At 57.7% G+C, this 20,441-nt stretch carries 19 protein-coding genes and 1 other RNA gene; 17 read left to right on the plus strand and 3 right to left on the minus strand.

What is annotated here, in order from left to right:
• Positions 1 to 80: 80 nt before the first annotated feature.
• Positions 81 to 329 (minus strand): WhiB family transcriptional regulator, encoded by a 249-nt coding sequence (locus ACT3TP_RS03435; protein WP_096256388.1) that lies wholly within the window; start codon positions 327 to 329, stop codon positions 81 to 83.
• Positions 330 to 685: 356 nt separating this feature from the next.
• Here ACT3TP_RS03435 and ACT3TP_RS03440 point away from each other — a divergent pair, with 356 nt between their 5' ends.
• On the plus strand, positions 686 to 1,090 hold the full coding sequence (locus ACT3TP_RS03440; protein ID WP_096284163.1) for a hypothetical protein: 405 nt from the start codon (positions 686 to 688) through the stop codon (positions 1,088 to 1,090).
• Here ACT3TP_RS03440 and ACT3TP_RS03445 read toward each other — a convergent pair.
• Positions 1,087 to 4,758, minus strand: a complete 3,672-nt coding sequence (locus tag ACT3TP_RS03445) for an FtsK/SpoIIIE domain-containing protein (RefSeq protein ID WP_444619367.1) — start codon at positions 4,756 to 4,758, stop codon at positions 1,087 to 1,089. The genes ACT3TP_RS03440 and ACT3TP_RS03445 overlap by 4 nt on opposite strands.
• Before the next feature lie 283 nt (positions 4,759 to 5,041).
• Between ACT3TP_RS03445 and ACT3TP_RS03450 the strand changes: the two genes are divergently transcribed.
• The 15 genes from ACT3TP_RS03450 to ssrA all read left to right on the plus strand — a co-directional run bounded on the left by ACT3TP_RS03450 (position 5,042) and on the right by ssrA (position 17,895).
• Complete coding sequence (locus ACT3TP_RS03450; RefSeq protein ID WP_096284159.1) at positions 5,042 to 6,268, plus strand: CpaF family protein; 1,227 nt, start codon at positions 5,042 to 5,044, stop codon at positions 6,266 to 6,268.
• Complete coding sequence (locus tag ACT3TP_RS03455; protein ID WP_096284157.1) at positions 6,265 to 7,116, plus strand: type II secretion system F family protein; 852 nt, start codon at positions 6,265 to 6,267, stop codon at positions 7,114 to 7,116. Before ACT3TP_RS03450 ends, ACT3TP_RS03455 begins: the two co-directional genes overlap by 4 nt.
• A complete protein-coding gene (locus ACT3TP_RS03460; RefSeq protein ID WP_096284155.1) occupies positions 7,113 to 8,054 on the plus strand; it encodes a type II secretion system F family protein in 942 nt (313 codons plus the stop codon). The genes ACT3TP_RS03455 and ACT3TP_RS03460 overlap by 4 nt, the downstream gene beginning before the upstream one ends.
• 87 nt (positions 8,055 to 8,141) lie before the next feature.
• Positions 8,142 to 8,345, plus strand: coding sequence for a hypothetical protein (locus tag ACT3TP_RS03465; protein ID WP_444617061.1), 204 nt, complete (start codon positions 8,142 to 8,144; stop codon positions 8,343 to 8,345).
• 86 nt (positions 8,346 to 8,431) lie between these two features.
• A complete protein-coding gene (locus tag ACT3TP_RS03470) occupies positions 8,432 to 8,779 on the plus strand; it encodes a TadE family protein (protein WP_255248353.1) in 348 nt (115 codons plus the stop codon).
• Complete coding sequence (locus ACT3TP_RS03475; protein ID WP_444617053.1) at positions 8,772 to 9,194, plus strand: hypothetical protein; 423 nt, start codon at positions 8,772 to 8,774, stop codon at positions 9,192 to 9,194. Before ACT3TP_RS03470 ends, ACT3TP_RS03475 begins: the two co-directional genes overlap by 8 nt.
• 58 nt (positions 9,195 to 9,252) lie before the next feature.
• Positions 9,253 to 9,651, plus strand: coding sequence for a hypothetical protein (locus ACT3TP_RS03480; protein ID WP_096284113.1), 399 nt, complete (start codon positions 9,253 to 9,255; stop codon positions 9,649 to 9,651).
• A gap of 48 nt (positions 9,652 to 9,699) precedes the next feature.
• Positions 9,700 to 10,815 carry a peptide chain release factor 2 gene (gene prfB / locus ACT3TP_RS03485; protein WP_096284111.1) on the plus strand — a complete coding sequence of 372 codons (1,116 nt, stop codon included), beginning with the start codon at positions 9,700 to 9,702 and terminating at the stop codon, positions 10,813 to 10,815.
• 645 nt (positions 10,816 to 11,460) lie between these two features.
• Entirely contained in the window at positions 11,461 to 13,170 is a 1,710-nt protein-coding gene (locus ACT3TP_RS03490) for a sodium:solute symporter family protein (RefSeq protein WP_444619371.1), read from the plus strand.
• A gap of 2 nt (positions 13,171 to 13,172) precedes the next feature.
• A complete protein-coding gene (locus ACT3TP_RS03495) occupies positions 13,173 to 13,298 on the plus strand; it encodes a putative transporter small subunit (RefSeq protein ID WP_096284107.1) in 126 nt (41 codons plus the stop codon).
• 358 nt (positions 13,299 to 13,656) lie between these two features.
• A complete protein-coding gene (gene ftsE / locus ACT3TP_RS03500; protein ID WP_096284105.1) occupies positions 13,657 to 14,451 on the plus strand; it encodes a cell division ATP-binding protein FtsE in 795 nt (264 codons plus the stop codon).
• Entirely contained in the window at positions 14,448 to 15,362 is a 915-nt protein-coding gene (gene ftsX / locus ACT3TP_RS03505) for a permease-like cell division protein FtsX (protein WP_096284103.1), read from the plus strand. Before ftsE ends, ftsX begins: the two co-directional genes overlap by 4 nt.
• A gap of 61 nt (positions 15,363 to 15,423) precedes the next feature.
• A complete protein-coding gene (locus tag ACT3TP_RS03510; protein ID WP_444619373.1) occupies positions 15,424 to 16,887 on the plus strand; it encodes a peptidoglycan DD-metalloendopeptidase family protein in 1,464 nt (487 codons plus the stop codon).
• Positions 16,888 to 16,941: 54 nt separating this feature from the next.
• Positions 16,942 to 17,421 (plus strand): SsrA-binding protein SmpB, encoded by a 480-nt coding sequence (gene smpB / locus ACT3TP_RS03515; RefSeq protein WP_096284099.1) that lies wholly within the window; start codon positions 16,942 to 16,944, stop codon positions 17,419 to 17,421.
• Positions 17,422 to 17,526: 105 nt separating this feature from the next.
• Positions 17,527 to 17,895, plus strand: a transfer-messenger RNA (tmRNA) gene (ssrA, locus tag ACT3TP_RS03520).
• Between the two features lie 130 nt (positions 17,896 to 18,025).
• Here the strand turns inward: ssrA and ACT3TP_RS03525 are convergent.
• Positions 18,026 to 18,526: a hypothetical protein gene (locus ACT3TP_RS03525; protein WP_141393460.1), complete on the minus strand. Its 501-nt coding sequence runs from the start codon at positions 18,524 to 18,526 to the stop codon at positions 18,026 to 18,028.
• Between the two features lie 379 nt (positions 18,527 to 18,905).
• Between ACT3TP_RS03525 and istA the strand changes: the two genes are divergently transcribed.
• Positions 18,906 to 20,441 carry an IS21 family transposase gene (gene istA, locus ACT3TP_RS03530; RefSeq protein WP_096283967.1) on the plus strand — a complete coding sequence of 512 codons (1,536 nt, stop codon included), beginning with the start codon at positions 18,906 to 18,908 and terminating at the stop codon, positions 20,439 to 20,441.

Below are 20,441 nucleotides of genomic sequence, written 5' to 3' on the forward strand. Positions count from 1 at the left end.
AATCCGCCAGTAGAGTTGCCACTGACGGATTTCGGACAGCAACCCGGGTTGCGAGAACTACCTCGGGTGCAGCTATTACTCTAAGAAGCGCGACGGGCCCGTGCAGCACGACGCTTCAGGGCGCGACGCTCGTCTTCACTCATGCCGCCCCAGACGCCGGCATCCTGCCCGGACTCGATGGCCCACTGCAGGCAGGTTTCCGTGACGTCGCATCGACGGCATACGCTTTTGGCCTCTTCGATCTGCAATAGGGCCGGACCGGTGTTACCCACCGGGAAGAAAAGTTCCGGGTCCTTTTCCAGACACGCCGCGCGGCTACGCCAATCCATGCTTATTGATGCTCCTTGAAATATTTAGGGGAACGAAGACCTCCCGGAAATCGTCACAAACAGAAAACAACTGCGAATAGGAAATGCAGGTGCGTTACGTTGTGTGTACCGGAAAGGTCATCGATGAGTTGGAGAGGTACGAGCAGGGGTGTTCGTTTAACCAACCACATTAGGTTTTCATGTTACGAGAAAGTAAACAAGAGTCACGGAAGTGAAATGTGGTTGAATGCCTGAGTGCTTTCTCACATGGAATTCCGAGGCTCACTGCGCTAACTGAAGGGGCTGTGGTCGGTGCCATATTCGCCTTCGATGTTGCGCGTTTGAGTTCCTGAGTTGCTTGCACGAAAATTGTTGTCGTGAGCAACAACGAATCTTCCGTGTCCCGCCCTCCCAGCGTTTTGGCCGTCTCTGCCCTGACAATGCTCGAAGCGGTGGCGGTCCTGGTTTACGCGGTCAACTACCTAATGCATCTCGCTGACGCGGGGGACTTGAACATGGGCGGCCGAATTTTCATGCTCGTCCTGTGCTTCGCAGCCGGCGCTTGGCAGATCAGCGTTTCCTTCAACTTCTTCAAGGGAAAGGCCTTCACACGTGCACCGATCATCGTGTGGCAATTGTTCCAGTTGATCCTCTCGTTCTCCTTCTTGCAAGGTCCATTTAGCGGTATCGCGATTGCGGCCATCGTGATCGCCGGAATTATCGTCGTGATGTTGTTTGCACCCAAGACAACCGTATTTCTAGGCGACCGCCCGCAGTCCTAGAGTTCACCCATGTCGATATAGATGGCGCGTGGTTGCCCACGGTAACTGGCGACCGCGCGCCATTTGTTTACCCGCTGTGCCGATTCTTGAGAACTCAATGGTTCCCACGGCATGGGTTGCATATCGTGCGGATGGTGGGCTTCGACGAATGCAACGCAACGGTCATCGAGTGCCATGCCCGGTGACCCGATCTCGTAGGCAAGCCGGCTGGAAGGCGGTACGAAAAGTACCGGGATCACCGCGCGGCTCAGCGCAGAATTTAACAACCCGGCAAGTCGTGGGTCGTTCGTATTTTCGAGCACCAGCGCGATATTCCCTGGTGCCAATTGGCCTAGCCGTGATTCGAATTCGTCGATTCCGCGCAAGCGTTCTAGTGACCACCGGTGACACAGGCATTTGCTTAGCTCTTCTCGGATTAAAGGGTCTCCACAGATCAGGAGCGTCATCGCCGAGGCAGACAGACTAATCGTGGCATCTACAAGTGAACGTTTGCCAAGTGGGAAAGCCCCTTGCTCGGCTAAGTACGCAGAGTCATCGATATTCGCATTCCACGCGTCTTGTTCGAAGGGCGCGGGCTGGGGCGAACCTAACTGGATGGTGCGTGCAGCGTCTGTACCGCACACTAATATTCCTCGTCCAACCACGCTTGCAGCTTCGGGGAGGCGAGGCCAGGCCATTTTCAACGATTCGGTGGCCTGAAAAGGAAAATACCATTGCTCGGTGCACAGCCCTGCGGCTTTGAGCAGCGCCTGATCACGATCCACCGCGAGGACGACGGTGGTGCCGCCTGCTGCACCTCGACGCAAGAGACCCCCGAGAACTTCGTCGAAGCGTTGAAAATGCTGTGGGTGCAGCAAGGATTGCAGCTGCGCGGCACCATGAACTAGAACGAGTAGACGCGTGTCTTCGCACCGTTCTTCGAGGTAGTCCAGCGCATCTAGAAAGTCGTAAACGTCCTCCCCGGTAATTTGTCGCAGGTGCGGGCTGCTGCGTTCATCTGTGATCAAAGCGGGCCCGAAACTCAGTATTTTGCGCGGCAGCCGACACAGGCCGGTCAATAGCTGACGAGGCCCAGCCTCCGGAAGGCCGCACACCAACAGACTGCGCCTCGCCACGCCACCAAGCACCAATGGATCGAGGGTGCCGTGCTCTAGCTGGTCGATCAACCCGCACCAAATATCGTCTGCTTGCTCGGGCGACCAGTCCGAACCGGGAGGTTCAGGTTGCGCGGGAAGTGCCGGGGCAAACGGTGAGCACGGTAATCTAAGCGTTGCCCAGCGCTGAGCCACGGTTTCCATCTGGTCGTGCAGCGCCTCCACAGCTTCGTAGGCAGTTGGGGGCGTCCCAAAGGTGCAGAGCTGTCGTGCGCCGAGATTCGTTGGTCCTCGTTCGGCTAGCTCACCATAAGGCGGTGGGTCGAAGGCGAGCGCAAATTGGAATTTTCGGGTCTGCCGCGTGGCGCAGTGGATGATTGCTTGCCCGGGGTTGAGCAGCGAGGTAGCGTCCCGGATACCAACCAGCTCAATAGATTCACCCGGGTCGTTAACGCGCAGTGCGATCACGGTATTGAGGTTTGCGCGGGTTTGCCCGGTCACGGTTCCTGCTGGCCGCTGGGTGCTAAGCAACAGGTGAATGCCCAGAGCCCGGCCCACGGCCGCGAGCCGGTCGATTCGTGGGCTGGCTTCCGGGATTGATTCGCTAAACACCCGGAATTCGTCGATCACCACCAACAGCCTTGGCAGGGCGGGCACTGGATCGCTCAGCTGCTGATATTCGAGCAGGTCGCTGCAGCGATAGCTGGCCAGCAGCCGTTCGCGACGGGTGACCTCGACTTCTAATTGAGCCAGGGTGCGTTGCGCGGCTGCCGCGTCGAGGTCGCTGGCGAAGAGCTGGACATGAGGCAATGCGGCGAAGACCGAAAGCCCGGCTCCGCCCTTGAAATCGACGAGGGCGAAGGCCAAATCTTCGGGGGAGTAGCCGGCGGCTAGTTCTTTGACGATGCGGCGTAGCGCCTCGGATTTTCCTGAACCGGTGGTGCCGCAGATCAGCATGTGCGGCCCGTCGGAGTCAAAGTCCAGAACCACCGGATCAAGCTGCGTGGTGGTGCCAATGTGGGCGGTCAGCCCGCGCTGTGCAGGCTGTCCCTCGACCTTCGGCGGCGCAGCGCTGCTGAGGGACCCGTGGGTTTCGGCGAGGGCCAGACATCGATCGATCAGCCGGGCGAAACGCGGTGCGCTCAGCCGCTGCACCTTCCGCAAGGCCAGTTGCGGATCTTCGAGCACGGCTTCCGGCAACAGGGGATTCACCCACCAGGTGCCCTGCGGCACTGGGGCGCGGCTTAGCCCGAGCACGATCGACTCCGCGCAGGGCTGTGCTGCGGTGGCCACCACGTACAGGGAGCGCACTTCGCCGGCCGCCGGTGCTGCCAGCGGGCTTGCATGTGGATCCGCTGTAGCCGGTGGCAGCCCGGTACTCACCCCGGGTAGCAGGATCAGACTGGCCGGAAGGCATTCGAGCTGTGGGTCGAGTACCAGTTCCAGCCGTCCGGCAAGGACCGCGGGCAGGTAGCGGGCGAGCAGGGCCAACAGCAGTTCGCTGCTCGCCTTATCCTGATTGCCGACGATCTGCCAGGCGCCGGGGACGCTGGCGGTGAACACCGGCGAAGGGCAGGGCGCATCCAAAGCGCTACGCGGTTTCCTGCGTTGCTTCTTCTTCGGCGTCATCTCTTCCGCCGCCGGGGACCACAGCCCCCGGCCGAACACCAGCGGCGGCAAGCCGGAATTTGGCATCCCCAACTCGGTACGGGTCAACCCGGCAAGCAGGGCGATCCCCAACGGCGGAGCATAGGCCTCACGAGCTTGAGCCACCTGGGCGCGGTGCACCACGGCCTTGGCTTTCCACCGGCGACGCTCGAGGATCAGCTGCCCGGCAGGTACGATTCCCAAGAGGGCCGAGGCAGCGCTGAGCAACAAGAACAACATCGACCCGGTGAGCACCGCCAGCAACACCCCGGAAAGCATCGGCACCAGGGCAGCCAAGCACAACGCGATCAACCGTTGTAGCTCCGGTTTGTCTGGCAACTGCCAGCGCAGTTGCTCGGCGGACAGGCACTGACCGGTATCAAGCAGTACCGGATCGCCGACGCACAATTCGGTGTCTCCCAACCAAAAGCGCGATCCGCGGTGCAGCTGCAGCCGGGTCACCGAACTCCGCTTCCCGACGCGCTCGCCCACCCGGATCGTGTTCGCATCATCACAGGTCAGTACCAGGGCCGATTGGTCCACGGTAATTTGGGCATGATGCCGGGCGATCAGCGGGTCCTGCAGCCACAGCGGGGCACAGCGCCCCAGCCGATGCACGCCTTGGTCCAGTCGCACGCTCGCCCCGGCATCCGGCCCGGATGCGACAAAGAGTTGCAGCGCGGCAGGCATCCGGACCCCCGAGGTGGCAGTGGCTCGCGGAATATCGGTAAGCAACAGGTGGGTGCGCGCGCTGAGCATCCCACAATCTTCCAGCGCGGTGTCTGCCACAAACCAGCGCGTCGCGCCGAAGGAGTCGGCCAGAATTTTGGCCAGCCCAGCGCCATCTAGCTGAGTGGAAACGTCGAGCCGAATTTGGCGCGGCTGGGCGAAACACCGCGCCGCCAGCAGCAACTCATAGCGCACCATGAATTCTCCTCCTCGATCGCTAGCTGGGTCTTGGCAACACTTCAGCACGCACGATGGTCTACGATTCAAGCCGCACCTCGCACTGTGGAAAAGCCGTCGGAGGTTATCCACATCTTCGGGCAAGCTATTGAAAGCGCTGGCCGGTGGGGCTAGGCTCCCTTGACATACCCCTTCTAGTTAACCTCCAGAAGAGGGTTGCAAGACGTTGTTCCGGTGCCGCGCTCGCCGGTGTACCTCGAAGCATTCGGGAACGATTTTCATAGTTTCGGCTAAGGACTTTGACGTGGACGCGCTATCCATCGTGGAAGACGAAGTGCGAGAGCTGGTGCGCCGGCGCGGACTGGACCCTGGCAAACAACCTGCGCTCATCCGTTCCCTGATCGACGATGTCTTGCGCGACTACGACGAACGCTCACTGCTCGGGGCGGTCCCGGCTACCGGATCGCTCGATCAGGTTCGCCGTTCGGTCTTCGATAATGTGGCAGGATTCGGAGCGTTGCAACCCCTGCTCGATGACCCCAACGTCGAAGAAATTTGGATCAACTCGCCGCATCAGGTTTTTTGCGCGCGTGGCGGGCAAAGCGAACTGACGCATATTAGGCTCGAATCAGACGAGGTTGCCGGCCTGGTGGAACGAATGCTGAAATCCTCCGGGCGCCGGCTGGATCTGTCCCAACCCTTCGTGGACTGCCAACTGCCCGATGGATCCCGACTGCACGTAGTCATCCCGGACATCACCCACGAACACTGGGCGGTGAACATCCGTAAATTCATCGCCCGTGCAACGAAGCTCGAAGATTTGGTGGAAATCGGCTCGCTCAGCCAGGATGGGGCAGCGTTCCTGGGATGGTCGATCGCCGCCGGGCTCAATGTGGTGGTCACCGGACCTACCCAAGCTGGCAAGACGACGATGCTCAACTGCTTGGCATCCTCCATCGGATCGCGTGAACGCATCATCACCATCGAGGAGATTTTCGAACTGAATTTGGCCCTGCGCGATGTGGTCAGCATGCAAACCCGCCTAGCAAATTTGGAGGGCACCGGGGAAATCACCATGCGCCGACTGGTCAAGGAAGCGCTACGCATGCGCCCGGATCGAATCATCGTAGGTGAGGTACGCGAGGCCGAATCATTGGACATGCTCATCGCCTTGAACTCAGGGATCGCCGGACTGTGCACCTTGCATGCGAACTCTGCGCGCGATGCAATCACCAAGATCTGCACCCTGCCGCTGTTGGCCGGCCCCAATATCACCAGCGACTTCACCGTGCGAACCGTGGCCGCCTGCATCGACCTGGTGGTGCACTGCACCCGCGACCCGAGCGGAAAACGCTATGTGCAGGAAATCCTCAGCGTGCGGGGCCGGGTGGAGGACGGCCAGTTCGAAACCTCAACGCTTTTCGAATACGGGCAGGGCGAACTGACCCAGGCACCCGGAGCCGACTGGGCGCACGAGAAATTCACGCTCGCCGGGATTAACGTCGCCCAATTGCTGATGGAACGCTCATGATCGCATTTCTAGGATTACTCGGCGGGCTGGGCATCGCGTTGATTGTGGACTGGCTGCTTTTCGACCCCACCCCGCCGCGGGCCAAACGCCAGTCGGCGATCCGGCTGTCCCTGCTGCGTGCGGGCATCGTGAGCCTGAGCCCGGCAAAATTTGTGGCGATCTGCGCGGCCAATGGACTGGTGTTCGTGCTGATCACCCTCGCTTTGACCGGCTCGTGGCTTTTTGCCAGCGTGTTTTTGCTCTTCGGGCTGTGGGCGCCATGGGTGTATCTGCGCCATCAGGCAGCCAAACGGCAGGCGGCGTTGCACGAACAGTGGCCAGAGGTGGTCGACCACCTGCGCAGCGCCATACGGGCCGGGCTATCGCTTCCCGAATCGCTGAGCCAGCTGGCCACCATGGGACCAGAACTGCTGCGTCCGGCATTTCGTGACTTCGCCCTGGACTATCGGGCCACCTCCAATTTTTCCATTGCACTTGAGCAATTGGGTGCGCGTCTGGCGGATCCGGTCTCCGATAAGATCCTGGCCACACTGCGCATCACCCGCGAGGTCGGCGGTACCGACCTGGGACAAACCTTGAGCACTCTGGCAGCATTTTTGCGCGATGACGTGCGCACCAGAGGAGAACTGGCAGCCCGCCAGTCGTGGATCGTTTCCGCAGCCCGGCTGGCGGTTGCGGCCCCCTGGATCCTGTTGCTGGTGCTCGGCACCCAAGAAGCGGCGAAAAACGCCTACCTGACCTCGGGTGGGGTGGTAGTACTCATCGGTGGACTGCTCATCTCGCTGTTGTGCTACCGGGTGATGCTGCGCCTTGGCACGTTGCCGGTCGAAGAGCGGGTGCTGGCATGAACTCGCTGATCCCTTGGGCGGTGCTGTGCGGCTTCGGCCTCGGCCTGGGCCTATGGATGATCATCGTTAACCTGCCCGCTTGGCGTCCGATGTCCTTCGCCGAACGCGTTGCCCCGCACATTCGTGTGGGCATGCGTTCTTCGAGGATGCTCGAAGATTCCTGGCGGGCCGAATCGCGTAGCCCGGCGGTGGTGCAATTCGCTGCGCCGCTACTGTCCCAGATCAAACGCCTCGCCAGTCTGCACAGCCCCGGCACCGAGACGGTACGCAAACGGCTTCGCGCCGCAGGACTGAAAGTCAGTGTTGTGGATTACCGCTCGCAAGAGATCATCTGCGCGCTGTTTGGCCTGCTGGCCGGCTCGGGGCTCATGGCCCTGCTCGCGCTGAGCCGGCCCACAAATTTGGCTTTTGCTCTCATCGTGGTGCTCGGCTGCGGCATGTTTGGGTTCATGGCCCGGGGCTGGTGGTTGAACGAACAGATTCAACGTCGTGCCCGCAAGGTTCTCACGCAATTCCCCACGGTCGCGGAGGTTCTCGCCCTCACTGTGGGAGCCGGTGAATCGACCACCGGCGCGATCGAACGGATTTCGCGTATCTGCCATGGGGTGATCGGCGATGAATTCACCGAAACACTCAACGAAATCCATGCCGGCAACTCGATGATTCAGGCAATGCAGAATATGTCCGATCGTATCCAAGTTGGGGCGATGACCAGGTTCGTCGACGCTATCGTCGTGGCCACAGAGCGAGGCACGCCGCTGGCACAAGTGCTCCGAGATCAGGCTCAAGATGTGCGTGATGCCTCCAAACGAGAGCTGATGGAAGTTGCTGGAAAACGTGAAATCAGCATGCTGATTCCAATAGTTTTTGGAGTCCTGCCGTTGACCATCGTATTTGCCGTGTTCCCCGGCCTAGCACTCTTGGAGATGAGCTATTGACAATTTGCCGCAGGATCACAGTATTTGCCAAACGCACAAATGTTAGGAAGTAATCCCATGTCCAGCTTCCAATCGTGGCTTCTGATCATGTCACTACGGCTGACCGAAGGCTGCCAGAATTTCTGGCGTCAATTCACGCTGAAGATGCGCGAAGAGCGCGGCGACGTCCCCGGATGGGTCATGATTACCCTGATGTCCGCTCTGCTGGTTGCCGCGTTGTTGGCCATCGCTGGTCCGCGTTTGCAGGACCTCTTCAACCAGGCGATCGATCGAGTCTCTGGATTAGGCTGAGCCAGGGCCTCGCGAGGATGAGCTGCGCCGCGACCGTTGTCCTACGTCGCTTCCGGAGACAAAGCCCGGATGAGGCGGGATCGGCCGTGGCCGAATTCGTCATGATCACCAGCTTGCTGATCGTCATCACACTTACTCTGATTCAACTGACGCTGGTGCTCCATGTGCGCAATACGCTCACCGACGCGGCGGCCAACGGCGCGCACTACGGGGCATTGGCTAACCGAACTCCATCCGACGCGGGCGGTCGAACCCGCCTGTTGATTGCCGAATCCTTGCATAGCGGTTTCGCCCAGAACGTGCAGGTGTCAACGAGCGCGGTCGGGGATAGTCAGCTAGTGAGCGTCACAGTGTCGACGCGGGTGCCGTTGATCGGGCTATTGCCCAACGGGTGGAATTTGAATGTTCGCGGCGAAGCGGTGCGTTATGAGTAAACGGATGCCCCGAGCCTCGCGCGATGAGGGCAGCGCCATCGTGGAATTTGTGTTCGCCTCCACGGTTCTGCTGATCCCAATGATTTACCTGATTCTCGCTGCAGGTCAGCTCCAGGCAGGATCCTATGCAGTAGTCGGTGCGGCAGACCAAGCCGCCAAGGTCTTCGCCGTCGCCGATACACCCGCCCAGGCGCAGTCAAATGCCCATCGGGTGGTGGAGCGTGCGATGAATAACTTCGGTTTATCTGGTGCCAGCACGCAGATATCCTGCGATCTTGAATGTCTGAGCCCCGGTAGCATTGTCACGATTCAAGTGTCCTTGCGCGTGCAGTTGCCGTTTGTCTCCGACTACTTTGATGTCTCCGCTTTCACCGTCGAGGCTGCCTCGACGCAACGAATCGACCGTTTTGGCTAGCGGCGGGAGGCGGTCGAGGTTACTGCGAACTGCCCGCGCCGAGGACGGGCAGTCGCTGGTGCTTGCCATTGGGTTGTGCGCGATCACCTTGTTGACTATTTCGGTGGTGCTCGCCGCGAGCGCGGTGAACCTCAAAGCGCGCCAGCTTTTGTCCGTCGCTGATGGCGCGATCGTCGCGGCCGTGGATGAGTTCGAATTTGTAGCCGACGGAGGTCAGCCACGAATCGAACTGAACCAGGCTCAAGTGCGGGCGGCAGTTCAGCGCTATCTGCAGGATGTGGACGCGGGACAGCGTGTAGATAATCTTGCCATTGGATCGGTACAGATTCTGCCCGATGGTCAGGGGGCGCGTTTATCTCTGACTGGGTCGGTACAGCCACCGATCATCGGGTGGATCGTCCCTTCCGGGGTGAACATCAGCGTCAATTCCTCCGCGCGCACCGTTTTGAGCAGATAGTGTCGCGAGCTTAAGCCGTCCGCTTACATGGCGTAGGCTTAGATAACTATGGCAAAAACTGACTTCTCCGCTGAAATTCGTTCGCTTCGATCCACTTTCTCTGCGATTGAGGACGTAAGCGACGTTGCTCAAATTAAGGCCGATATCGCCATGCTTTCGGAAGAAGCCGGCGTCCCTGACCTATGGGATGATCCAGCCAGCGCGCAGGTTGTCACCAGCAAGCTGTCCCATCGACAGACGGAACTTGAACGCCTGAATAAGTTGCGCACGCGAATCGACGATCTTGAAGTTCTCGTGGAACTTGCCGAAATGGAAGACGACGACGAAACCCTAGCCGAAGCGGACAAGGAACTCATCTCGATCCACAAGGCGCTGGATGAGCTGGAAATCGTCACGTTGCTCAATGGCGAGTTCGATTCGCGCGGTGCGGTGGTGACGATCCGTGCCGGAGCAGGCGGCGTCGATGCCGCAGACTTCGCCGAAATGCTGTTGCGCATGTACCTGCGCTGGGCGGAAAAGCACGGTTACAAGGCCACCGTAATGGATACCTCCTATGCGGAAGAAGCCGGCTTGAAATCCGCCACCTTCGAAATAGACGTGCCATACGTCTTCGGAACTCTTTCCGTCGAAGCCGGAACCCACCGCCTGGTACGGATCTCACCCTTCGACAATCAAGGTCGCCGTCAAACGTCCTTTGCCGCGGTGGAAGTTGTGCCCTTGATCGAACAGACCGACACCATCGAAATCCCCGAATCCGAGCTTCGAGTGGACGTCTTCCGTTCCTCGGGACCAGGCGGCCAAAGCGTGAACACCACGGACTCGGCGGTCCGCATGACTCACATTCCCACGGGCACCGTGGTGTCGATGCAGAACGAGAAATCACAGATCCAGAACCGCGCCGCCGCATTGCGCGTTATGCAGTCGCGTTTGTTGCTGATTAAGAAGCAACAGGAGAGCGCGCAGAAGAAAGAGCTGGCTGGCGACGTTAAAGCATCGTGGGGTGACCAGATGCGCTCCTACGTGCTCAACCCCTATCAGATGGTGAAGGACCTGCGTACCGAACACGAGGTCGGTAATACTCAGGCGGTACTCGACGGTGAAATCGATGATTTCATTGACGCGGGAATCCGTTGGCGAGCGGGAAACCGACGCCCCGCGAACTAACTCAAAGGCCTGGAACTGAAATAGTTTCAGGCTTTTTTGTTTCTAAATTCCTCTGATTTTTAGAACTAAAAAGTTCAAGTTTATTGCCGGTTTCGAGCCGAAATCCTAGGATTTCAGCTACGTGAAAATCAAGTACATGCTAAGATGAGATGGTTGCTGAGGGCATTGCGCCCTGCAGTTTTCGCGATTCTAGTAGCTCAGACCCGCTCGATGTAGGCGCATTGGCCTCTTTGAAGCCGTCGAAAACGCCATCGATAATGGCAGATAGACGCGAAAATTAGGCGCATCATTTGCGAGGTCTCGGCAACGAATGAACAACCGAGAATCTATAGATTTGAACGGACATTCGCGCGCAATTGCGTGTGTAATTTCGGTTTTTAACGAAGGAAATCGCATTAATGCGGCGGTGCTGTCCCGGAATCGGGGCAGCTCTTTGCTTGCCAGCACGAGGATGCGAAGCAATTGATAACGATACGTAACGTGAGTGAAGGAAGTGATTGATGGATAGAGGGCTTATGTACGTCGGCTAAGCGAATCCTCGCGAATCATTTCGCGGGATGAGACGTGCGAACCACGCATCAAAAGTTTCGAGGCTTGCCTCGGAAGATGCCAATTCTCAACTACGTCGTTTGAAGGAGGTGGCGTGTGAACAACCCGGAAACGGTCGGTTTCAGCGCCTTGATCATCGTACTTTTACTGGTCTTATTCTATGGGGGAACTTTTTTCGTTTCCACGAAGATTGGCCAGAAAAATGAAAACGCCGACGGTTACATGACCGCAGGCAATAAAATCGGATTCGGAATCTCCGCGGCCAGTATGACCGCGACATGGATCTGGGCATCCTCAATGTATGCCTCCGCCGCCTCGGGCTACACCTACGGCATCAGTGGTCCTATCCACTACGGACTCTGGGGCGCCTTGATGATTCTGTTCATCTACCCGTTCGGTAAGCGGATCCGCAAAGTCGCACCGAAGGCCCATACCCTGGCCGAAGTCATGCACGCCCGTCACGGTCGCTCCAGCCAGCTGATGCTAGCCGGTTCGAATATTGTCGGTTCGGTCATCTCATTGATGTCCAACTTCATCGCCGGTGGCGTGCTCATCTCCATGCTCTCTCCCTTCAACTTCATTCAAGGCGTACTCGCGGTAGCCGGTGGCGTATTGCTCTACACGCTGTGGTCCGGATTTCGCGCCTCAGTTCTCACCGACTTCATGCAAGTTATGGCGATGCTTGGCGCCGTGGCAATCATCGTCCCGTTCATTTTCTTCGCTGCCGGATTCCCCGCGGCGTTCGAGACCGGTGCCGGCAACCTGACCGCCCAACAATCGAACTTCTTCTCTTCCGAAGCATTCCTGAACCAGGGTGCCCCGTATATCGCCGCGGTGTTGGCTTACGCAATCGGTAACCAAACCATCGCACAGCGTCTGTTTGCGGTTCGCGAGGATTTGATCAAGCCGACCTTCATCACCGCTACCATCGGCTACGGCGCCATGGTAATCGGCGTCGGCATGATCGGCGTACTAGCCCTGTACCTAGGCTTCGAACCAACCGATGGCAACGTCAACAACATCATTCCGGAGATGGCCATGAGCTACCTGCCTGGTATCTTGTTGGCTCTGTTCTTCGTTATGATCATCGGTGCGCTTTCATCCACCGCTGACTCGGACCTAGCTGCTTTGTCATCGATTATGATGGCCGATGTTTACGGCCAGAACGTTGCAGGCAAGAAGAAAGCCAATCCGAAGACCATGTTGTTGGTAGGACGCATCACGATGATCGTGGCAACGGTCTTGGCGGTCTGCCTCGCTAGTTTGCAATTGAACATCCTTGACCTTTTGGTCTTCGTCGGTGCACTTTGGGGTGCCTTGGTTTTCCCAGTGCTTGCCAGCTTCTACTGGAAAAAGGTCACGAACAAGGCCTTCACCGCAGCGGTTTTGGTCGCCTTGGCTGTTTTCGTTCCGGTGCGTTTCGATTTGATCCCAATGACCGGATTCACCGCCGTAGTCATCGAGCTCCTGGCGATTCTTGGTATCGGCATCGTGCTTGGTCTGATGAGCTTCGGCTTCTTTGGGCTGCGCCCGGCATTGATCGTCGGCACCATCGCCACGCTCGTCGCGGCCCCATTCTGCTTCGGCTTCTTGCGTGACTACACGACCTTGACCGCCTCGCTCGTCGCTTACTCGGTGAGTACCCTGATTTGCTACTTCATGTCGTTCCGTTCCAAGGAAGACTTTGACTTTGCGGTCATCGCCGAGCGCGCTGGCGACTTCGACCCGGTCGACGAGCTGATCGCCACCGCCACGAGTGGTGCCGATAAAACCGAAGGTACGAATACTCCGAAGGGGAAGGAATAAACATGTTGGCACTCACCATTTACGTATTGGCCTGGCCCGTGGTTGTCGCCGGAGTGGCGATCTTTATTGGCAGGGCCTTCATCGCCGAGGCCCTCGCAGCAAAGCGCAATGGCCACCCGCTGATCTAGCAGTCTAATTTCAGGGGTAAGCGCCGGTCATTTGCCGACGCTTGCCCCTGAAGCATTTAATAGCGAAAAGATCAGAATCCCTTGTGGGATATGCCGGACCCCTGAACTATCCGGAAGCACCGCTGATGTGCGCAAGGTCACCGGGGCTACTTGTTGGACGAAAAAGTAGTCAGGTCACCGTGCTTCACGGATTGCGCCAAGGCTGTGGAAACAGCATGAATGTGACAACACACCGCCCCAGCCGCACACGATGTTCACGTTGCACCGATAAGGTTTGGAAGACTGGCGCATCAAAAACGTTCGATCTCGACCCGAGTTTCCGTGGGTCGCGCCCCGACGGCAACTAGCGATTGAAGACATGATTAAATTCGAAAATGTCTCGATGGTTTACGAGCCGAAGCAGAAGAATGCTGCTTTGAATGACGTAAACATCGAGGTTAACCGTGGCGAATTCGCCTTCTTAGTTGGAGAATCCGGCTCGGGAAAGTCTACTTTTCTGAGCTTGATACTGCGCGAAAAACGAGCCACGGATGGAGCGGTATACGTTGCAGGTCAAAACCTGAACCGTATCCCGAGCCGCCGTGTGCCCAAATTGCGCCGCGACATCGGTTTCGTGTTCCAGGACTTTAGGCTACTTCGCGAACGGACAGTGTTCGATAATGTCGCGTTTGCGATGGAAGTTATTGGTGCCTCCCGCGCGCAGATTCGTGATCGAGTTCCGGACGCGCTGAGAATGGTCGGGCTAGAAGACAAAGCCCGCCGTAAACCAACCGAACTTTCAGGTGGCGAGCAGCAACGCGTGGGTATTGCCCGCGCCATCGTGAACAAGCCATCGATCCTGCTTGCCGATGAGCCGACTGGTAACCTCGACCGCAAAAACAGCGTCGAGGTTATGAACGTGCTTGATCGGATTAATCAGAATGGCACCACCGTGCTGATGGCCACGCATGCCCACGAATTGGTCAGCGAATTCCGTCATCGCGTCATCGAACTGAGTAAGGGCAACGTCGTCCGCGACGAAGCTGATGGTCAGTACACGGCGATGACCACCGTAATTAATCAAGATGGTTCTCGCGAGCTGCTCACCGGTGAGGCCGCTAAGGAAGCATCTGGCGAGCTCGCAACGAACGTAGAGAAGGACGAGGACCAGTGAGACTAGGATTTATCCTCCGCGAGGCTGCTAAGGGCCTTCGGCAAAATGTCATCATGGTCGTCTCGGTTGTTTTGGTGACATTCGTATCCCTGACCTTCGTCGGCGCTTCGGCGTTGCTGCAGCTGCAGATCAACCAGATGAAGGGCTACTGGTACGACCGCATGGAAGTTGCGGTCTTCCTGTGCGACGACAACACCGCCGCGCCCAATTGCGCCGGCGAGGGGGTCACCGATGAGCAGCGCACGAGTATTCAACAGCTGCTGGAATCTGACGAGATGTCTCCGTACATCAAGGAATTCGCGTATGAGTCGAAGTCTGATGCCCTGAAGAACTTCAAGGAGCAATACAAGAACTCTTCCCTGGTGGATCAGGTCACCGAGGATCAGCTTCCGGAGTCGTTCCGTGTTGGGCTAGTTGACCCGGAGAAGTATCCGGTGATCAACGAGGCGTTCTCCACCGTTGCGGGCGTCGACTCGGTGGTGGATCAACGCGAACTTTTGGAAAAGGTCTTCCAGCTCGTCCGAGTAGCATCGGCCGCTGCGGCTGTGGTGGCGATCGTGATGATTGCCTGCGCGGTGCTGTTGACCGGTACGACCATTCAACTTTCTGCGATGCACCGGCGTTTGGAAACCACGATTATGCGTTTGGTCGGTGCTTCGAAAACGACCATCCAACTTCCGTTTATTATCGAAGGCGTGATTGCCTCCGTTATCGGTGGTTTACTTGCTTCGGGCACCTTGTGGCTGCTTGTGAAGTTCCTTGTTCAAGATAAACTCGCCAACGAAAACGTTGGCGTTGCCTTCATCTCGACGAATGAAGTTCTACTCGTTGCTCCAGGGCTCTTGATTATTGGTATCGTTTTAGCCACAATTTCTTCAGTGGTAACGTTGAAGCGTTACCTGAAGGTTTAGCTGTTCGTTATCTTTGATCGAACTTCAGAACTTGATGCACAAAAACCCTCTAAGGAGCAGTATGCTATCCAACGCGGTGCGACGTAAGTTCCTACGCGCCACCATCGGTGGAGCCCTTGCTTTGTCGCTTACTTTGCCGGCGGGTATCGTACTCGCCGACGAACTGGATGACCGTAAGGAAAAGGTCGAACAGAACATCGACAACCTTGAACAGGATATGGAAGTCCTAGACGCGGATATCGTTGAGACGGATCGCAAGCTGCGAGAGCAACAAGCCCAAGTTCCAGTGGCAGAAGCGGCCTTGGCCGACGCGCAAAGCCGTGTAGCAAATGCCCAAGCCACTGTCGCTGACCTGACGAACCGGTTGATCAGTGCCCAGGCCACCCGTGACAAGGTTGCCAAAGCGATCGAAGAAAACGCAGCCAAGATAGCTGAAGCTGAAAACACCATGGCGCAAATCGCCTCCGAGGCTTACAAGCGCGGTGGAGTTTCCAGTGGTCTAGACATGATCCTGAACATGGACTCGGCCACTGCCATGGCCGACGGTCTAGACATGGCCAATAGGGCCATGGATTCTCAGAACGCCGTATATAACGATCTGGCGCAAGAGAAGGCAACTGACGAGAGTAACAAACTTCGCCTGGCCGCCGTGGAGGAAGAAATTTCTTCACTCAAGGGACAAGCCGAAGAAGCTCTCGCGCAGGAACAGGGCGCCCGCGATGCAGCGCAATCGGCCAAAGATGAATTGAACGCCCTCGTGGCCAGCACCGAATCTCTCAGCGCCGAGCTGGAATCTAAGAAGCCGCAGATTCAGGCGAAGCTGAAGTCGCAAGAGCAGGAATACGCCACGGTGAATCAGCAGATCAAAGAACGCCAAGAGCGCCTGATCCGCGAAGAAGCCGAGCGCAAGCGCAAGGCGGAGGAGAAAGCTCGCAAGGAAGCCGAGGCGGAGCGTCAGCGCATCGCTAAAGAGAAGGAAGCCTACGAGGCCGAGCAGGAGCGCCAAGCCGCCGAAGCGAAGCGGAAGCAGCAGACGTACCAGAAGAAGCAATACGTCGCTCCCAAGGCAAAGCCGAAGACCGAATCCCGCGCGGAACCAAGCAGCTGGGGCTTGATCAAGCCAACGAGCAGCTCGCGAATTACTTCCAGCTTCGGCTGGCGTCCGACCCCGGCGGGAACCATTGACTACACCGGTCGCGGTGGCTATGTTCACGCAGGCGTCGACTGGGGTTTCGGCGGCCAATGTGGTTCACCGGTTGTCGCAGCTACCAGTGGTGAAGTGTGGTTCGCCGGATGGGGTGGTTCCTCGGGCAATAAGGTGACCGTCTCGCACGGTGTCGTCAAGGGCAAGGCTTTGGCGACAAACTACCATCACCTTTCACGTATCGCTGTGAGCAACGGGCAGCACGTCAACCAGGGCCAAGTTGTCGGGTATGTGGGCACGACGGGTAACTCGACCGGCTGTCACCTGCACTTCGAAACGATCATCAACGGTTCGCATGTGAACCCATTGGGACTTCTCTAGCGTTAGACTTGTTATTTGTGCGCGGGAATCCGCCCGCGACATGCAAGGAGTGTCATGGCTAAGAAGAACCAAGAAGATCGCATCATCGCGAGCAACCGCAAGGCGCGCCACGATTTTGAGATTCTAGATACCTTCGAAGCGGGCATGGTGCTGACAGGGACCGAAGTTAAGTCACTGCGCGAAGGCAAAGCTTCGCTGGTGGAGGGCTTCGGCCAGTTCTACCGCAATGAGCTCTACATTGAGAACTGCTACATTCCTGAGTACCTGAACGGTTCGTGGACTAATCATGCCGCCCGACGTCGTCGCAAGCTATTGCTGCATCGCGCAGAACTGCTCAAGATCGAACGTAAAATCTCTGAGTCAGGTCTGACAATCGTCCCATTGAAGTTGTACTTCAAAGATGGGCGCGCGAAGATCGAAATCGGTGTGGCCCGCGGCAAGCGCGAATACGATAAGCGACAGACGCTGCGTGAACAGCAGGACAATCGCGAAGCACTACGGGCAATGCGAGAGCGTAATCGCGGCCACGCATAAGCGTGAGGCGAAACTCGTTGGGATACCCTCCCGAATTGCGCTATGATTGATTAACGCACCATTGGTGTGGTTGCACCCGGGAGACCGGGACTGACAACAAAATACGGGGATGATCGGTTTCGACGGTGTGAGTCGCGACAGATGAAGCGGGCCGAGGATGCAAAGTTATCTCGTAAACGCTCTTTGCAAAACAATAAGTGCCGACTCAAAGCGCACTGACTTCGCTCTCGCTGCCTAAGCAGCCAGACAGTCCGTAAGCCAGGGGATGCTATCGCCCCTGTTCCTTACGTCATTTAGATAGCCACTGTATCCAGCGGCCGTTACCGCTGTTGGGTACATATTTTGGTAACTGTGCCCGGATCAACCACATGTTTGCGTGATGGTTGGGGCAGAGAAATTCCGCAGCAAACTGCGCCCGGAGAAGACCTGGCAACGCCACATCGGACGGGAGTTCAATTCTCCCCATCTCCACGTATTTTAACCCCGGGATCCTCGTGATCCCGGGGTTTTCTTTTGCCCGACGGCCTAATTGGCTTGGCTATTGGCCGGGCGACTATGGCTAATCACGGAATGCGGCAGCTCGATACAGTTCCGTTAGTTTCTTTCAATACAGGCCCGGGACATCCTCGCGAAGAATGGTAACGCTATTGCTACCATCCTGCGTTGTCAACGTGACGCGTTGCAGCTCCGGCGACTCATATCCCACCCCCGACATCACGGCTTCGGCGTACGAATGCGCGGCTTGAAGATTGACCCAGTAGGCGTCCTGGACGGTGATCACGAGTAAACCTGTCTCCGGCGATTCCCAGCCGATGGTTCCGTGCTGCGGAGTCCAGCCCTTGAAAGCCGCGAAACTTCGAGCTCCCCGACCATTGAGATACTGGTTTATTTTCTCGTCGGCCCATTGCTGCGGGTCCTCCGGCGTGGTGAGCTCATTGGCGTAATAGCGCAGCTCGGTGGAGCCGGTGTTGGCTTCGGTTCCCTTCTCAACGGCGGGCATCGTCCGCGGTCCCGGGGTTACTTCATATGCGGTGCAGCCGGCGAGGGACAAGGCAACTACCAAGGGGAGCGGAGCTAATTTCTTCACGAGTTCTTCAGTAGACATCGACACGAGTGTATCGGTCGGGGACGACAATTAGTGCCCGGAGTTGCAGTACCTTAACCAACTTCTCAGAGGTTTCGTGGGCAACGCATTTGGCCGACAATTCCTGCGATCAATATACCAGCGGATAGGGCTGTAAGCGGACATGAAAAACTGCCCATAGGTGGCCAAATAAATGCCCACACGCGGCCAACAAAACTGCCCACTGACGGACAGCAGTAATACCCATCCACGGCCAGTGATCTTTGCCCACTGATTTCGTAACCACCCACTTTCTCACCACCACGCCGCCACGGCAGGTATGAGAGCGGGGCCCCTTCCATCGGGTTTGATGAAAAGTACCAACAACTCATCAATCCATGGTTCTGAAAGGAGCCCCTCTATGAAGTCTGACGGAGAAATCATGGAAATCCTTGCAGCGTACGACCGGACCGGGTCGTTTCGCGCCGCAGCCGCAGCCGAACTGACCGGATGCTCGCATCACACAGTCGCCAAACACGTCAAAGCCCGTAACGCGGGCGCCCCAATCCCCACGGTGAAACCCCGGGTGAAACTCACCGACACTTTTCGGGACAAAATTGAAGAACTCATCAAAGCAACAAGCGGCGTCGTGCGTGCCGACAAAGTCCACGAAACCTTGGTCAGCATGGGCTTCACCGGCTCAGAGCGCTCCACCCGCCGCAGCGTTGCGGAAGCGAAGCTCGCGTACCGGCTAGGAAACCAACGTAATCATGCCCCGTGGGTCACCGAGCCAGGGCTGTGGCTTCAATACGATTTCGGGGACGGACCGGTCGTGGACGGAGTGAAAACTGTGTTGTTTGTTGCTTGGCTGGCCTGGTCACGCTTCCGCGTGGTCATTGCGTTACCTGACCGGCAGGGCCCGACGGTGTTCGCCGCGTTGGACCGCACGTTCCGCTTGCTCGGCGGAGCACCAACTTACGTGCTGACAGACAACGAAAAAACGGTGACCGTCATGCACGTTGCCGGCATCCCGGTCCGTAACCGGTCCGTAGTAACGTTCGCCCGCTACTACTCAGTCAGTGTGCTGACCTGCGAACCACGGGACCCTGCGACGAAGGGCGGGGTGGAGAACGCAGTGAAAATAGCGAAAGCAGATCTGGTACCTACCGGCACTAACCTGCGTGAAGCGTACGCGTCCTTCGAAGAAGTTGAGCAAGCGTGCGAGCAGTTCATGGCGCAAGTGAATCAGAAGAAGCACCGTGCTACAGGGCAAGCACCGATGGATAGACTCACCGCCACCGAGCAGTCCTTATTGCACGCGGTCCCGGCCGACCCGTTTACCTTGGCTTTAGGTGAAAGCCGCAAGGTTCCGATGAACACGTCAATGATCACCTATGAAAATGCCCGCTACTCCGTTCCGGGAAGCCTTTTGGGTCAGAGCGTTTGGGTGCGCACCGTCGGGGTGGGGCACCACGCGACAGTGATTATTGTTCATCAGGGCGTTGATGGTCCGGTGCAAGTGGCCTCTCATTCGAAGCTGGGGCCAGGAATGGTGGGCGTGAAATCGGAGCATTTCAACGGAAACCAAGACAAGAAAATCCCTGGGTTCAAAGAACCGAAGCCACGTAATCAGGCCGAGCGGGACTTCTGCCAGATCGGTGCCGAAGCGACCAGCTGGCTTACTGAAGCAGCCTCGACCGGCACTGACAGGATCCTAGTGAAAATGGCTGAAGCGGTGAGCCTGGCTAAATTGCACGGCGCTGCCCCGGTGGATCGTGCCTTGGGCTTGGCCGCAACTCATCACCGTTTCGGATATGAGGACCTACGTTCCCTCCTCGCCTCCGAAGTCACCCGGGAACAGCCAGCACAGCAGCAGGCCAGCGAAGTAAATTCTTTGACTCAAGGAACTAGATCTTGGGCTGATTTTGGAGTTATCGAACCGGAAGAAGAACAGTAA

The sequence above is a fragment of the Glutamicibacter sp. AOP38-B1-38 genome (genome assembly GCF_052377485.1).
Taxonomy (GTDB): Bacteria; Actinomycetota; Actinomycetes; order Actinomycetales; family Micrococcaceae; genus Glutamicibacter.

Coding starts and splice junctions, on each gene's coding strand:
- ACT3TP_RS03510 (WP_444619373.1), top strand. CDS start 15,424: ATGCTATCCAACGCGGTGCGACGTAAGTTCCTACGCGCCACCATCGGT.
- istA (WP_096283967.1), top strand. CDS start 18,906: ATGAAGTCTGACGGAGAAATCATGGAAATCCTTGCAGCGTACGACCGG.
- ACT3TP_RS03455 (WP_096284157.1), top strand. CDS start 6,265: ATGATCGCATTTCTAGGATTACTCGGCGGGCTGGGCATCGCGTTGATT.
- prfB (WP_096284111.1), top strand. CDS start 9,700: ATGGCAAAAACTGACTTCTCCGCTGAAATTCGTTCGCTTCGATCCACT.
- ACT3TP_RS03475 (WP_444617053.1), top strand. CDS start 8,772: ATGAGTAAACGGATGCCCCGAGCCTCGCGCGATGAGGGCAGCGCCATC.
- smpB (WP_096284099.1), top strand. CDS start 16,942: ATGGCTAAGAAGAACCAAGAAGATCGCATCATCGCGAGCAACCGCAAG.
- ACT3TP_RS03495 (WP_096284107.1), top strand. CDS start 13,173: ATGTTGGCACTCACCATTTACGTATTGGCCTGGCCCGTGGTTGTCGCC.
- ACT3TP_RS03435 (WP_096256388.1), bottom strand. CDS start 329: ATGGATTGGCGTAGCCGCGCGGCGTGTCTGGAAAAGGACCCGGAACTT.
- ftsE (WP_096284105.1), top strand. CDS start 13,657: ATGATTAAATTCGAAAATGTCTCGATGGTTTACGAGCCGAAGCAGAAG.
- ACT3TP_RS03445 (WP_444619367.1), bottom strand. CDS start 4,758: ATGGTGCGCTATGAGTTGCTGCTGGCGGCGCGGTGTTTCGCCCAGCCG.
- ACT3TP_RS03525 (WP_141393460.1), bottom strand. CDS start 18,526: ATGTCTACTGAAGAACTCGTGAAGAAATTAGCTCCGCTCCCCTTGGTA.
- ACT3TP_RS03465 (WP_444617061.1), top strand. CDS start 8,142: ATGTCACTACGGCTGACCGAAGGCTGCCAGAATTTCTGGCGTCAATTC.
- ACT3TP_RS03460 (WP_096284155.1), top strand. CDS start 7,113: ATGAACTCGCTGATCCCTTGGGCGGTGCTGTGCGGCTTCGGCCTCGGC.